10 protein-coding genes are annotated in these 14,526 nt (G+C 64.9%); 2 read left to right on the forward strand and 8 right to left on the reverse strand.

Translation table 11 applies throughout. The features are described from left to right. Positions 1-22: 22 nt before the first annotated feature. From V6B15_RS10975 to V6B15_RS10985, 3 genes are all read right to left on the reverse strand, one after another. Entirely contained in the window at positions 23-1,348 is a 1,326-nt protein-coding gene (locus V6B15_RS10975; protein ID WP_334201173.1) for an alkaline phosphatase PhoX, read from the reverse strand. 73 nt (positions 1,349-1,421) lie between these two features. After that, complete coding sequence (locus V6B15_RS10980; RefSeq protein WP_334201174.1) at positions 1,422-2,126, reverse strand: hypothetical protein; 705 nt, start codon at positions 2,124-2,126, stop codon at positions 1,422-1,424. 67 nt (positions 2,127-2,193) lie between these two features. Further along, a complete protein-coding gene (locus V6B15_RS10985) occupies positions 2,194-3,582 on the reverse strand; it encodes a DcaP family trimeric outer membrane transporter (protein WP_334201175.1) in 1,389 nt (462 codons plus the stop codon). A gap of 144 nt (positions 3,583-3,726) precedes the next feature. On the opposite strand from V6B15_RS10985, the gene acs reads away from it, so the two are divergent. Both acs and V6B15_RS10995 read left to right on the forward strand, forming a co-directional pair. Continuing rightward, positions 3,727-5,658 (forward strand): acetate--CoA ligase, encoded by a 1,932-nt coding sequence (gene acs / locus V6B15_RS10990; protein WP_334201176.1) that lies wholly within the window; start codon positions 3,727-3,729, stop codon positions 5,656-5,658. Positions 5,659-5,663: 5 nt separating this feature from the next. After that, on the forward strand, positions 5,664-6,299 hold the full coding sequence (locus V6B15_RS10995; RefSeq protein WP_334201177.1) for a response regulator transcription factor: 636 nt from the start codon (positions 5,664-5,666) through the stop codon (positions 6,297-6,299). Here the strand turns inward: V6B15_RS10995 and V6B15_RS11000 are convergent. The 5 genes from V6B15_RS11000 to V6B15_RS11020 all read right to left on the reverse strand — a co-directional run bounded on the left by V6B15_RS11000 (position 6,269) and on the right by V6B15_RS11020 (position 14,442). Continuing rightward, entirely contained in the window at positions 6,269-9,631 is a 3,363-nt protein-coding gene (locus V6B15_RS11000; protein ID WP_334201178.1) for a PAS-domain containing protein, read from the reverse strand. The genes V6B15_RS10995 and V6B15_RS11000 overlap by 31 nt on opposite strands. A 100-nt stretch (positions 9,632-9,731) precedes the next feature. Then, positions 9,732-11,507, reverse strand: coding sequence for a sodium:solute symporter family protein (locus V6B15_RS11005; protein ID WP_334201179.1), 1,776 nt, complete (start codon positions 11,505-11,507; stop codon positions 9,732-9,734). 10 nt (positions 11,508-11,517) lie between these two features. After that, positions 11,518-11,796 (reverse strand): DUF4212 domain-containing protein, encoded by a 279-nt coding sequence (locus tag V6B15_RS11010; protein ID WP_253519796.1) that lies wholly within the window; start codon positions 11,794-11,796, stop codon positions 11,518-11,520. A gap of 116 nt (positions 11,797-11,912) precedes the next feature. Further along, a complete protein-coding gene (locus V6B15_RS11015) occupies positions 11,913-12,587 on the reverse strand; it encodes an exonuclease domain-containing protein (protein WP_334201180.1) in 675 nt (224 codons plus the stop codon). Next, positions 12,580-14,442: a DUF294 nucleotidyltransferase-like domain-containing protein gene (locus V6B15_RS11020; protein WP_334201181.1), complete on the reverse strand. Its 1,863-nt coding sequence runs from the start codon at positions 14,440-14,442 to the stop codon at positions 12,580-12,582. The genes V6B15_RS11015 and V6B15_RS11020 overlap by 8 nt, the downstream gene beginning before the upstream one ends. Positions 14,443-14,526 lie beyond the last annotated feature (84 nt).

Below are 14,526 nucleotides of genomic sequence, written 5' to 3' on the forward strand. Positions count from 1 at the left end.
TCGCTACCACTGGGCAGCCCGCTCACACTGCCCAGGGGCCCGTGATCGCCAGCGTGCGGGTGGGCGAATAGGCGTTGACGAAGAACCATTTGCCGTCGGGCGAGAAACACCCGCCTGCCAGTTCGGTCTGCATCCGCAGGCGGCCGAACGTATAGGCCCGGCCATCGGGCGTGATCCCGCGCAAATGGTTGTCCACGACATCGGTATATTGATCTTCGCAGACGATCAGGTGGCCGTTGGGGCCGACGGTGAGGTTGTCGCCGTAATTGAACTGGTCCTCGCTCTCGCTCTCGAAGAACAGTTCGATCGTGTCATGGCTCCCGCCCCGCCCCGGGACGAGCTTGAATATCTGGCCGAGCTTGCGCTGCCCGCCGTTGGTCGAGCAGATGAACAGTTCATCCATGCCCATGTGGATACCTTCGCCCCGGGCGATCAGCGCGGCGCCGCGCGCGGCCGAGCGGTGGCGCAAATCATCCGCGGGCGCTTCGACATTATCGCAATCGATCCAGCGGACCGGATAGCTCGTACCGACGGGCATATCGGGCGCCGACCAATTGCGCGTATCCGCAAGGCCATCGACGACCATGGCCTGCAGCTGTCCGCCGTCGTGCAGCCGTCCGGGCGTCTTGGGAATAAACCGATAAAGCACGCTGTCGCCGCGATCCTCGGTCAGATAGATGACGCCCGTTGCCGGATCGACGCAGGCAGCTTCGTGGTTGAACCGGCCCATCGCCTTCAGCGGCACCGCGTCGACCAGCCCCGTCGCAGCTGCCGGGACTTCGAACACCCAGCCATGATCGAGCGCGAGCCCGTCGCCATAGCGCTGTCCAGGGCCGGTCGGCGCTTCCTCGCAGGTCAGCCAGCTGCCCCATGGGGTAATGCCCCCCGAACAATTGCGGATCGTGCCCGCCAGCGTGCGGAATTCGCGTTTCACTTCGAGCGTGCGCGCATCGAGAACCACATTGGTCGTGCCGCCGGGGACGATCGATCCGTTGTGTGTGCCATAGCCATGGGCGAGCGGGCCGCCCGCGTCGTCGCCCGGGACCATTTCATGGTTGCGGACAAGGACGATCTCATCGCCGCCAAGCGGCAGGCAGCCCATGCCATCCGCCTTGTCGGGTACCGTCCCGCCATCGGCCATGGCATCGCCCAGGCTCGATAGCAGCCGGTAGGTAAACCCGCGGGGCAGGTCGAGCATTCCCGCCGGATCGGTCACCAGCGGTCCGTAATCTGCAAAAGCGGTGGGCGCCGTCATCGCCGAGCCGGTCCGGCCCGCGCACCCGTTCAGCAGCAATCCGCTGAAGGCCGCGCCGGTCGCGCCCATGAATCCTCGACGATTGATCTGCACTTCGCTTCTCCTCGCAAGCCCCGGGCAACACGCTGCGCTGGTACCAAGCCCGTGCCCGGCCCCCTATGCTGGATTAGCGACAGTTCGGTGGCAAGCGTCTTGAGACCGGCGCATCGCCGGTCCCAAGCCGCCCGCCCCTCCCCGAGGTCAAGCGATCAGAACTGCCCGCCACGCCGACCCGCGCGGCGGTATTTTTGCCGCCGCTGTAGGAAACGCCCATCGTGACCGCGAGCGGCGTGTCCGAATTGACCCGCGCCGCCACCGATGCGCCCAGACCCAGCTCTCCGCGATAGACCGAGGCGTTGGCCGCATAGCTGACCCGGCCGACTTCGGAGGGCATCGGCGCCGGGGTCAGCGCCACCGCTGCGGCGATCCCGCGATTGGTCTCGCGCCGCTCGACGGCGGCCAGGTCGAACAGCGTATCGACCCGCCCTTCGAGCGAACCGATCCGCCCGGCCGTGCTTTGCAGCAAGCCGATATCGAGCGTGCTGACGCCCAGATTGCCCGCGGCATCGGTGGTCACCAGCGACACCGGCCCCGACTGGCGGGCAGCGCTTTCGGCCGAATTCAGCCCGGCGAAAGTATAGGTACTGTCGCTGCCGCCCAGGGCCACCTGTCCGTCCATCGTCGCAACCGCGCCACTGCCGATCGCGACCGCGCCCGCGCCATTGGCGGAGGCTGCGTTGCCCAGCGCGATCGCGCCATTGCCCACCGCGCTGTTCAGATTGCCGATGGCAACCGCGCCGGTGCCGGTCCCGGTCTCCCGCACCTCGACCACTGAACTGCGCCGCCGCCTGGGCGCGTGACCAGGAGCGGAAGCAGGAAGTCTAGCAGGCGGATACCCCTCAGAACGAATATTTGGTCGAGACCTGGACCTTCTGGAGATTGCCCGACTGGCCGTCTTCGGTGGTCCGCTCGGCGTACATGTACTCGATGCCGATATCGATCGGGCGGATGGGCGAATAGATCAGGTTTGCCAATACGTTCCAGCTTTCGTCCGTGACCGCGCCCGAGGTCAGCAGGACCGGGTTGTCAGCCTTGAAATAGGACCCCGCGACACTCGAACGCAGCTGGTCCGACCATTGGTGGCGAAAGGCGCCGAAGCCCGAATAGGTGAAGATCGGGTCGAGATTGCCATTGGCGCCAACCGCGGCATCGTTGACGATGTTGAGCCCGATATAGCGGCCCAGCCCGTCGCCTGCCGTCCCCATGAACCGGAAATCGTCGCGCTCTCCCAGCTGGACCCTGCCCGAGACGCTCAGGCCATAGCCCAGCGCGCTGTCCGAACCGGTACCGAAATCATCGTCGGTGATACGCAGGTTCCTCAGGATGCCCGCTGCCGTGAGAGAGCCCCAGTCGCCGGTTAAATTGTAGCGCGCCACCATGTCGGGAATGGTGTCGTCGCCGGGCAGCACGCGCGCGCCATTGCTCGCAGTCACGGTTGTTTCGGGCTGCTCCGCCGCCAACATGAAGCCGCCAGCGGTATAGCGAATCATCGGCTGGCGGACGAACACCGTGCCCGGCGTAGTCCCGATGAAGTCCAAGCTGTCCGGCAATGCGCCGACATTCTGGAAGGTCGACCATGCCTGGCCGAACAGCCAGTTGTCATAAGTGATGAAGGCTTGCCGCAGGCGCGGCTGGTAGCTGTTCGAAATCCGCTCATCGCCATCCGGGGTGACCATGAAGTCGAGCTCGATCTGCGAGCCCAGCGTATGCTCGCCCCCGACATTGGTCGCGGTCTTGAACACAAGGCGGCTCTGGCGGGCGTTGAAATCGGTGTCCCACCCCGATGCCTCCCCGCCCACCGGAATGGCGCCGGGGATGAGGAAATCGCGCACGATACTGCTTGAGCCCACCTGCCCGGCACTGGTGCGCTGGGTGATCGCATCCAGCTTTACATAGCCGGCGTAGGAGACGCGCGTGTTGCCGACCCGGAAGCCCTTGCCGTCCTGCTTTTGCGATTCGTCGATCTGCGCCGCGAGTGCTTCCTGGCGCTCATGAAGATCACGGGTTTCGGCCAGCGCCTGCTGCGTTTGGATAACGGTTTCGGCTTGCCGGGCATCCAGTTCGCCGTCCTTGGCGTCGAGCCGCTCGACCAGTTGTGTGACCAGCCGTTCGAGCCGGTCCAGCCGCGCCTCGACATCCTCGTCCTGCGCTGCCGCCGGTGCCGCCGCAAGGCAGGTCCCGGCAAGAAGTCCTGCGCGGATGAATTTCCCGATTGCGCTGCCACCCATGTTTGCCTCCCTCAGATAGTATCAGGCGGATGATGCGCGCATCGGGTCGAGCAGATAAATCGGCAGATGGTCGTAAGACCTTGGTCTGACAGCGCGTATGGTGCCGGAACTGCTATTTGGGTCGGCAGACTAAGGAGATATTGCATGCTCGATGTTGTCCGCCGCCTTGGCAACGCCGACGCAAGCCGGTGCACGCTCGAACGGTTCGACACGCTGTACGAGCGGTCGATCAAGGACAGCGACGGCTTCTGGCTCGAACAGGCAAAGCGGCTGGACTGGTTCGATGAGCCGTCCAGGGCAGGGGAATGGTCCTACGAACCGGTGGAAATCGCCTGGTTCGCCGATGGCAAGCTGAACCTGTGCCACAATGCGGTGGACCGCCACCTGGACCGGTATGGTGACGACACTGCGATCATCTTCGAACCCGACGATCCGCAAGCCGATGGCCGCACGCTGACGTATCGCCAGCTTCACGCCGAAGTTGTTGCCATGGCCAATGCGCTCAAGGCGATCGGCGTAAAGCGGGGCGACCGCGTTACCATTTACATGCCGATGATCGTGGAGGGCGTTCTTGCCCTGCTGGCCTGTGCCCGCCTTGGCGCGGTCCATTCGGTGGTCTTTGGCGGTTTCTCGCCCGAAGCACTGGCCGGGCGCATCGAAGGGTGCGGCAGCCGCTTCGTGGTCACGGCGGACGAGGGCCTGCGCGGCGGCAAGCGCGTCCCCTTGAAGACGAATGTCGATGCAGCGATCGCCGAACCCGATCACGAAACGCCGATCGACGGCATGCTGGTGGTGCGTCATACGGGCGCCGACATTGCGATGACCGCAGGCCGCGATCACTGGTATCACGAAGTCGCCAGCGATGCCGCTTGCCCGTGCGAGCCGATGGATGCCGAAGACCCGTTATTCATCCTCTATACGTCGGGTTCGACCGGCAAGCCCAAGGGCGTCGTGCACACGACCGGCGGCTATGGTGTGTGGACCGCGACGACCTTCGCCTATGTCTTCGATTACCAGCCCGGCGAAGTGTTCTGGTGCACCGCCGACATCGGCTGGATCACCGGCCACAGCTACATCGCCTACGGCCCGCTGCTGAACGGCGCCACGCAGGTCGTTTTCGAAGGCGTGCCGAGCTATCCGGACCACGGCCGCTTCTGGGATGTGGTCGACAGGCACAAGGTCAATATTCTCTACACCGCGCCCACCGCCATCCGTGCATTGATGCGCGAGGGCGACAATTTCGTGACCCGCCACGACCGGTCGTCTTTGCGCCTGCTCGGCACGGTGGGCGAGCCGATCAACCCGGAAGCCTGGCGCTGGTACTTCGACGTCGTCGGCGAAAAGCGCTGCCCCATCGTCGACACCTGGTGGCAGACCGAAACCGGCGGCGTGATGATCACCACCCTGCCGTCTGCCCACGACATGAAGCCGGGCAGCGCGGGCAGGCCGTTCTTCGGTGTTCGGCCACAATTGGTCGATAATGAGGGCGCGGTGCTCGACGGCGTAGCCGAGGGCAATTTGTGCATCACCCACAGCTGGCCCGGTCAGGCGCGCACGGTCTATGGCGACCACGAGCGCTTCCAGCAGACCTATTTCAGTACGTACAGCGGCAAGTATTTCACCGGCGACGGCTGCCGCCGCGACGCGCACGGCTATTACTGGATTACCGGCCGCGTCGACGACGTCATCAATGTCTCGGGTCACCGCATGGGCACCGCCGAAGTCGAAAGCGCGCTGGTCAGCCATGCCAAGGTCGCCGAGGCGGCGGTGGTCGGATACCCGCACGATATCAAGGGACAGGGCATCTATTGCTACGTCACGCTCAACGCGGGCGAGGAGGGATCGGAAGCGCTCTATGCCGAGCTGCGCAGCCATGTCCGCCGAGAGATCGGCCCGATCGCTTCTCCCGACCACATCCAGTTCACCGACGGCCTGCCCAAGACGCGTTCGGGCAAGATCATGCGCCGCATCCTCCGCAAGATTGCGGAGAACGATTACGGCTCGCTCGGCGATACATCGACGCTGGCCGATCCCGGCCTGGTTGATCGCCTGATCGAAGGCAGGCAGAACCGCTGACCAAGATGGCAAGTCGCATCATCATCGCCGACGATCACCCGTTGTTCCGCACGGCGCTGAGCCACGCGGTGGCCAAGGTGTGGCCCGGGGCCGAGATCGTCGAAACGTCGAGCGCGACCGAAGCACGACATGAAGTGGAACGGGGCGCCGAGGTCCTGTTGCTGGATCTCCACATGGAGGATTCGAACGGACTGAGCGCGCTGATGGACTTCCGGCAGGACTTCCCCGCACTTCCGGTCGCAATTATCTCGGCGAGCGAGGAACCCCGCGTCTATGACGCAGCCAACCAGCTGGGCGCGGCGGCATTCATTCCCAAGTCGGCCAGTCTCGAACTCATGCGCGAGGCGCTGTCATGCGTGCGCGAGGGCGACGACTGGTTTCCCGAAAGCGACGGCGCAACCGACGATGACCTTGCCCGGATTGCCAATCTCACGCCCGCTCAGCGCCGGATTCTCGGCCAGCTCAGAGAAGGGCTGCTCAACAAGCAGATCGCCTATGAACTCGACATAAGCGAGGCGACGGTAAAGGCGCACATCACCGCCATCTTCCGCAAGCTGGGTGTGGTGAACCGTACGCAGGCGGTCCTGCTGGCCGGCAAGCTGGACGTTGCTCAGGACGTAACGGCTCCGACCTCGGCCTGATTTTCGGGCGTACTGCGCGCGACGCAATCCGAAAAGAGCGCCCGCAGCGCGGCTGGCGAGGACGGCTTGAGCAGCCGGTTCGCACCCATGCGTGCCGCGGCGGCCTCGGTTTCCTCGCTCGCTTCGGCGGTTAGCAGGATCGCGGGCGGGCGGGTGCCCCATGCAGCGCACAGGACTTCGTATACACCGGCGCCTCGCGTGTCGTCGTCGAGCCGGAAGTCCATAATGACCACATCGGGCGCGGTAGGCGCGAGTGCGAGCGCTTCCGCCTCGCCCGAAGCACAGGTCACGTCGAGCTGCCATCGGTCGAGCAGCGCGGCGGTCGCGCTGAGTGCGGCCGGATCGTTGTCGACCACGAGGATGCGCGCATTCGCAATCGTCGACACCTTGCGCCGCTGATCGGGTTCTGCGCGTGCGCCCCAGCGCAGGACCGGGAGGCGAACCGAAAAGCTGCTTCCTCTCCCGATGACCGAGCGGGTCACCACGTCGATCGCAAGCAGCGCGGTGATGCGCCGTACGATGGCCAGGCCCAGGCCAAGTCCCTCGCGGTCGGGCGTCCGGCCTCGCTGGAACTCACCGAAGAGCCGTTCGACATCTTCCCCGGCAATGCCCGGCCCGGTATCGAAGACGCAAAGCTCGATGTCGGCACCCGCCGGCCGCACGCCGAGTAGCACGCCCCCGCTCTCGGTATAGCGGATCGCATTGCTCATCAGGTTTCGCACCACGCTTGCCAGCAGCGCGCGGTCGGTCTGTATCCATGCGCTTGTCGGGACGCGGCGGAAAGTGAGCCCCTTGTTCTCCGCCTGCACCGCAAATTCGCGCATGATCTCGTCGAAGACATCGTCGACCGCGACGGGCTCGAGCTTTGGCTCGATCCCGCCCCCGTCGAGCTTGGAGATGTCGAGCAGCGTGCGGATCAGCCGGTCCGCCGAGGTGATCGAACCGTCGAGGTCCTTGATCAGTGCTTCGAGCTGTTCGCGGCCCCGCACTTCCTCGCCCAGCGCCGAGGCGAAGAGCCGCGCGGCGTTGAGCGGCTGGATGAGATCGTGGCTGGCCGCGGCGAGGAAGCGGGTCTTCGATCGCGTCGCAGCTTCCAGCTTGGCATTCGCCTCGCTCAGCTGCTGGGTCCGCTCCAGGACTTTCTGTTCAAGCGCCTGCTCGGCGCGGCGATCGGCCGTCACATCGCTATAGCTGGTGACATAGCCGCCGCCGGGTGCCGGATTGCCGATGATGCGCATGATCCGCCCGTCATGCTGTTCGCGCTCGAGGCGATGCGTGCGACCGGCGCGCATATGCTCGAGCCTGCGGGCGACCTGCAGCTCGATTTCCTCCTCGGGCACGCCGCCCTGTTCGAGATTGTAGCGGATGAGGTCGGCGATAGGCGTGCCCACGCTGGCCATTTCGTCCGGCAGCGAGAACATGTCCTGGTAACGGCTGTTCCAGGCGACGAGGTTCATATCGAGATCGACGAGCGCGACGCCCTGGTCGATGTTCTCGATCGCAAGCTGTAGCAGGTCGCCGCTGAAGGAAAGCCGGCGGTTGGTCTCGTCGAACATGGCGACGACCTGCTCGAGCGGCACCGGATCCCCTTGCGCCCAGCTCGACATGAGCATGCGTGCCGAAGGGGTGCCGACCACGCCCGCAATCGTGCGCTCGGCCATCGCGAGGATCTGCGGATCGGCCGGATCGCTGTCGCGATAACCTGCGCCGAGCGTCTCGCTCGCCCGCTTCTGGCCGACAAACTGGGCGAGCAGCAGGCGGACGTCGGCGATACGCTTGGCGGTGGTGAAGGCGGGCCGCGCTCCCGGCGCAGCCGTGCCGACGAAGGCCGCCGCCTGCGCGGCATCGACCAGCGTCTCGCGGCCCAGCGCCGAACCGGCCCAGAAGGCCGCTGTGTTGGCGCCGAGGCTCACCAACACGCCCGACACCAGCGGATCGGGATGGATGAGGAAGATCGGCACCTGCCCCGTAGCGGGCGGGAGGATGAGCAGCACCAACCAGCAGGCAAAACCTGCCAGCAAGCCGCAGACCATACCCACCTTGTTGCCGTTCCGCGTGATCATGCCGAGCACGAGGCCGGGCGCGAATTGCGCCATGGCGGCAAAGGCCAATGTCCCGAGCCCGGCAAGGTTCGCAGTGTTGCCGAAGCCGAGATAGACGAGGTAGGCAAAAAATAGCAGCGCGGCGATGACGAGCCGGCGGATCATCAGCAGGCGGGTCGCGAGCCGGGTCCGGTCGCCCCGGCCCTTGAGTTCGCGCCGGAACACCAGCGGCGAGACGAGATCATTGGTGATCATCGTCGAGAGAGCCACGCTGGCGACCACGATCATGCCGGTCGAGGCGGCAAACCCGCCGATGAAGACGAATAGCGCGAGCACCGCATTCCCGCTTTTGAGCGGCAGTTCCATGACGATCAGGTCGGCGGGCGTCGACGCGGGAAGCACGGCGATCCCCGCCAGCACGATCGGCACGATGACCAGCGAAGTGACCACCAGATAGGCCGGGAAGATCCACTGCATCCTCGGGCCGGCACGGTCTGTTTGCGCTTCGACAAAGCTCATGTGGAACTGGCGCGGAAGGCACAGCGCGGCGCAGGCCGCGATCAGGGTAAGCACGGCAAACCGCGCATCGAACTGGCGGGCGGAAAACGGCGAAACCGAGGGCGCAATCACCTCCGGCCGGTCCGCGACGATGGTCAGCGCGAATGCCGCCACCGCCAGCAATGCAAGGATCTTGACCGCCGATTCCACCGCGATGGTGAGTACCAGTCCGGCATTGTCACCTGCCCGGCCGACGCGGCGCGAGCCGAACAATATGGCGAACAGCGCCATGCTGCCTGCTACCAGCAGCACCAATTCGTTGGCCGAAACCCTGGCCTTGAGTTCCGGGTCGAGCGCGAGCAGCGAGGCGCCGACCGACTGCAATTGCAATGCCATGTAGGGAAGCGAGCCGATCGTGGCGAAGATCGTCACCAGCGCCGCGACGATGGCGCTCTTGCCATAACGCGCGGACAGGAAGTCGGCGATCGAGGTGGAATGCTGCGCCTTGGCCTGCGCGAGGATGCGCCGCACCAGGCCGAAGCCGAGAGTGAAGACCAGCACCGGGCCGAGATAAATCGGCAGGTAGTGCCAGCCCGAACTCGCGGCCGAGCCCACACCGCCGAAGAAGGTCCAGCTGGTGCAATAGACTGCCAGACTGAGACCATAGGTCCAGTCGCGCCTGCGCGCGGAGACGACCTGTCCCGCGTCGGCCAGCCGGTCCTGCCGCGCGGCGATCCAGAACAGCAGTGCCAGGTAGAGCGTCGCCGCGATGATCGCTGCACCGAACAGCATGGCTATCTCCCTCCGCGTGCCAGACTATCGCAACTGGCGCTTCATGCAAGAAAGGGCGGCGCCCGGCGGCACCGCCCTTTCCCGCGCGACCCGATGGGCCTCAGTGTGCGTGGGCATCTCCGGCGCCGCGCGGTACGCGGATCGAATCGACCAGTTTGCGGATCTCGACCGGCGGGCTTGCCGTCATCCTCGAGACCGCGATCGCGACACCGAAGTTCAGCACCATGCCGACCACGCCGATCCCTTCGGGCGAAATCCCGAACAGCCAGTTCTCCGCCACATTCGCCGCCGGATTGGCCAGCTTGAAGTAGAAGATGTAGCCGAAGGTGAAGGCCAGACCCGTAACCATGCCCGCAATCGCCCCTTCCTTGTTCATCCGTTTCGAGAAGATGCCCATGAAGATGGCGGGGAACAGGCTGGCTGCGGCTAGGCCGAAGGCGAATGCCACCACCTGTGCCACCCAGCCCGGCGGGTAGATGCCGAGATAGCCTGCAACCACGATCGCCGCGGTCGCCGCGAGACGTGCCGCACGCAGTTCGCCTTTCTCCGATATATCGGGCTTGAACGTCGACTTGAGCAGATCGTGGCTGACCGAGCTGGAGATCACCAGCAACAGGCCGGCTGCGGTCGAGAGCGCTGCAGCGAGCCCCCCGGCAGCGACCAGCGCGATGACCCAGCCCGGCAAATTGCCGATTTCCGGGTTGGCGAGGACCATGATGTCCCGGTCGACATAGACCTCGTTCGCACTGTCGGCGAAGGGTGCGTTGGTGACCACGCGCTCGCCCGAGGGTCCGGTGTCCTCGCCAAAGGCGGGGGCTCCTTCGAAGGCATCGCCGCTGCGATATTGCATCACGCCGTCGCCGTTCTTGTCCTGGAAGGCGATCAGGTCGTTGCGCTCCCAGTTCTTGAACCACCCGGGTGCTTCCGAATAGCTCGTCTCGTTCACCGTATCGATGAAGTTGAGGCGAGCGAAGGCACCCACGGCCGGCGCGGTCGTGTAGAGCAGGGCGATGAACACCAGCGCCCAGCCGGCCGACTTGCGGGCGTCGGACGCTTTGGGAACGGTGAAGAACCGCACGATCACATGCGGCAGACCCGCGGTCCCGACCATCAGCGCCAGCGTGATGCAGAACACATCCACCATGCTCTTCGACCCGTCGGTATATTCACCGAAACCGAGATCGGTGAGCACCAGGTTGAGTTTCTGGAGCACGTATAGCCCCGACCCGTCGTTGATCTGACTACCGAGGCCGAACTGCGGGATCGGATTGCCCGTGATCATGAAGCTGAGGAAGAAGGCCGGCACCATATAGGCGAAGATGAGCACGCAATATTGCGCGACCTGCGTATAGGTGATGCCTTTCATCCCGCCGAGCACGGCATAGACGAAAACGATGCCCATACCGATGATCACGCCCATGGTGATGTCGACATCGAGGAAGCGCGAGAACACGATTCCCACCCCGCGCATCTGGCCCGCGATATAGGTGAAGCTGATGAAGATCAGGCAGATCACCGCGACCACGCGCGCTGCGTTGGAATAATACCGCGTGCCGATAAAATCGGGCACGGTAAACTGGCCGAACTTGCGCAGATACGGCGCCAGCAGCAGCGCCAGCATCACGTAACCGCCGGTCCAGCCCATCAGATAGACCGACCCGTCATAGCCGAGGAAAGCGATGAGACCGGCCATCGAGATGAAGCTTGCCGCGCTCATCCAGTCGGCTGCGGTCGCCATGCCGTTGACGACCGGGTTGACCCCGCCGCCGGCGACATAGAATTCCTTCGTCGAACCCGCCCTGCTCCACAGGGCGATGCCGATGTATAGGGCGAAGCTGGCGCCGACGAAGAGATAGATCAGAGTTTGCGTGTCCATCGTCGCCTCCTCAATCGTCGAGATCGTATTTGCGCTCGAGCTTCCTCATCTTGACGACGTAGTAGAAGATCAGCGCAATGAAGATGTAGATCGAGCCCTGCTGGGCGAACCAGAAGCCGAGCGGGTATCCGCCGACCGTGAACTGGTCGAGGAAGTCGCGGAACAAGATTCCGGCCCCGAATGAACAGGCGAACCAGATCGCCATCAGCGTGACCAGAAGGCGGATATTGTCGCGCCAGTAGGCGCCCTCCGCTTCGCTGGTCTGATGGGTTTCGTTCTCGTCGGACATGGAATCCCCCTCCCTTTCGTATGTGCAAAGCGCCCAGGAATTGGGAAGCTTTGCGAAGGGAGGCTATGCCGCGCCGCCCCGCGCGGCGAGCGCGACAAAAGTCTAATGGGGTGGCGCTAGAGCGCCTCTAGGCGGCCGAGGCGGGTGTCCGTGGGCATGCGCGAGAGCTGCGCGAGCAGCAGTTCGCCGGCCGCCAGCGCATCGGACAGCGCGTCGTGCTGGCTGTAGGCGGGCAGGCCGTACCGCGCGCGGGTTGCAGCGAGACGATATGCCCCGCTGCCGACGAGGGTGGGATTGAGCCTGCGCTCGAGCGCCAGCGTGCAGATCGACCGCACCGGGAGCGCAATGCCGAAGTGCGCCCGGGTCACGCGGGCGATCACCTCGCGTTCGATCAACGCGCCATGCGCGACCATGACGCGCCCCGCGAGCGCGCCGACCAGTTCGTCCACGACGCTGCCGAGACTGTCCCCCGCCCGGGCCCGCTGTTCGCCGATCCCGTGGACCGCGACGGCATCGTCATCGAGCCTGCGAGCGCTTTTGACGTCGAAGGATCGCGCGGTGCCGAGATCGATCCCGCGCGCGTCGAAGGTCAGCCAACCGGCCTGCAGCACATGCGCATCGCCTGCGAGACCATCGAGCTCGAAATCGAGCGCGAGCAAGGATGCATCGCCGATGGGCGTGTCGGCATCGGGCCAGTCGGCCTGCGCATAATGCGCGAGCAGCGCATCGTCCTTGGCCGCGCAGGCTTTGAGGCCGCGCGCGAAGCGCCACGACCGCAGCGCCTCACGCAATGCCGCCCGCCAAATTGCGCTTGAGCGATTCCAGCCCGCCGCGAATTACCGAGAAGGCATCCTTGAGATAGTCCCGCTCGAGCGGGGAGAGCGAGGCGGGGTCGATGACATTGTCCGGCGCCTTGCCCCGGCGAAGCTGCGCCGCCTGGTGCGCAATCCGCAGCTCGTTGACGAGCAGGAACGCATCCTTGAGACTTTCCGCATCGCCCTTCGCCATCCGCCCCGCTGCGGCCAGCGCAGCGAGCCTTTCGAGCGTGCCGACCGCGGATATGCCTTCGGACAGGGCGAAAGTGCGCGCGATCGCGATCAACGGCAGGATGGCCTGTGCCTTGGCATCGAAGCCCTTGGTCCCGTCGGCGGTTTTTTCCAGCACGAGATTGCGGAAGATGCCGAGCGGAATGCGGCTGCGCTGCGCATCGCGCGCGAGGTAGCTCAGGAACAGCCGGTTGCTCGCGACTTTCTCGAGGACATAGCCCCGCAAGTCGCGTTCCACCTCGAGCCTGCCATGGACCACGCGCATGTCGAAGAAGATCGTCGCGCGCAGGATCTTGTCCTCGTCCGGGTTGTCGATCCAGTCGTCGTAACGTGACTGCCATTCGCCCATGGTCAGCCGCTGGTCGGCATTGCGGGCCATGATCCCGCCATTGCAGTAAACGAAGCCCGCCTGATGCAGCGTATCGGAAATGCGCGTGCCCAGCGCTTCGAAATAGGCGCGGCCAGCCGCATCGACCCGGTCGTCGATCACCAGACCATTGTCCTGGTCGGACCCGACCAATTGTTCACCCCTTGCCAGCGAACCGAACACCATCAGCGCATAGGGGACGGGTGGCGGGCCGAGTTCTGCCTCCGCCAGCTCTGCCGCACGCCGATGCACCGCCTCGCCCAGAGCGGAGGTGAAGCGCATGGTGTGCTCGGCGTGAAAGCCGCCCGCATCCATTCGCGTAAAACCCTCGGGTATGCGCTCGGCCGCGGCGACCAGCGCCTCCGGCGTTGCCGCTCGCGCGACAAGCATGCCCGTGTCGATCGCGCTGTCGCCGAGATGAGCCAGGATGTCGGTCGCGCTCAAGATGGCGAACAACTCCCCGTCCGGGCCAAGCAGGGGTATATGACGAAACCCGCCGGCGGCCATCATCGCCATGGCCTCCGAGATATTCGCACTTTCGGGCAGCGTACATGGCGCCGGGGTCATGACGGCGCTGATAGGCGTATCGAAACTGCGCCCCGTCGCGACCACCCGGTTGCGCAGGTCCTTGTCGGTGAATATCCCGACGAGCTTGTCGTTCGTGCAAATCGCCAGCGTGCTCACATCATGGTGGCTCATCAGCGTGGCGGCATCGGAAACGAGCGTATCCGGATTGCACGAGACCGGTCGGCGATGCGTGAGGAGTTCCCGGATACTGCGCTGTCCGAGCAGGCTGGAGTGCCTGCTCTTCAGGTCGCGCACGGCGTTGCGGATGCGCGCGCTCTCGTTCTCGGCAAAGAATTCGCGAAAGGCGGTCGACTTCTGGCGCAGCTCGCGAAAAAGGTCCCCCGGCAAGAGATAGGCGAGCGTATCCTCGAGCGCGACGGTCGTATTGCGCACCTCGCCCCCGCGCAGCAGCGAGGGAAAGGCAAAGCAGCTTCCCGCATCGAGATGCGCGGTCAGGTCTTTTCCCGCCAGCCGCAGTTCGACCGATCCCGAACGCACGACATAAAGATGTTCATTGTGTCCGCCGCTCGCCAGGATTTCCTTCCCGGAGCGATAATAGCGCACCGTCACCCGGCGTACGGCGGAGGCCAGCGTGTCGCGGTCGAGGGTATCGAACGGGGCCGTCTGCTCGAGGAAAGACCGGATATCGCTCAGCTCGCTGACCATTCAGCCACGATAGCACGACTGGCGCCATTTGGCGTGTCGACGTTAGTCTGACCACGCGGGGGCAGCACCTGACAGGATGAGGGC

The sequence above is a fragment of the Qipengyuania sp. Mu-71 genome, assembly GCF_036867055.1.
Lineage (GTDB): Bacteria > Pseudomonadota > Alphaproteobacteria > Sphingomonadales > Sphingomonadaceae > Qipengyuania > Qipengyuania profunda.

Coding starts and splice junctions, on each gene's coding strand:
- V6B15_RS11000 (WP_334201178.1), bottom strand. CDS start 9,631: ATGCTGTTCGGTGCAGCGATCATCGCGGCGACGCTCTACCTGGCACTG.
- V6B15_RS10985 (WP_334201175.1), bottom strand. CDS start 3,582: ATGGGTGGCAGCGCAATCGGGAAATTCATCCGCGCAGGACTTCTTGCC.
- acs (WP_334201176.1), top strand. CDS start 3,727: ATGCTCGATGTTGTCCGCCGCCTTGGCAACGCCGACGCAAGCCGGTGC.
- V6B15_RS11020 (WP_334201181.1), bottom strand. CDS start 14,442: ATGGTCAGCGAGCTGAGCGATATCCGGTCTTTCCTCGAGCAGACGGCC.
- V6B15_RS11010 (WP_253519796.1), bottom strand. CDS start 11,796: ATGTCCGACGAGAACGAAACCCATCAGACCAGCGAAGCGGAGGGCGCC.
- V6B15_RS11005 (WP_334201179.1), bottom strand. CDS start 11,507: ATGGACACGCAAACTCTGATCTATCTCTTCGTCGGCGCCAGCTTCGCC.
- V6B15_RS10995 (WP_334201177.1), top strand. CDS start 5,664: ATGGCAAGTCGCATCATCATCGCCGACGATCACCCGTTGTTCCGCACG.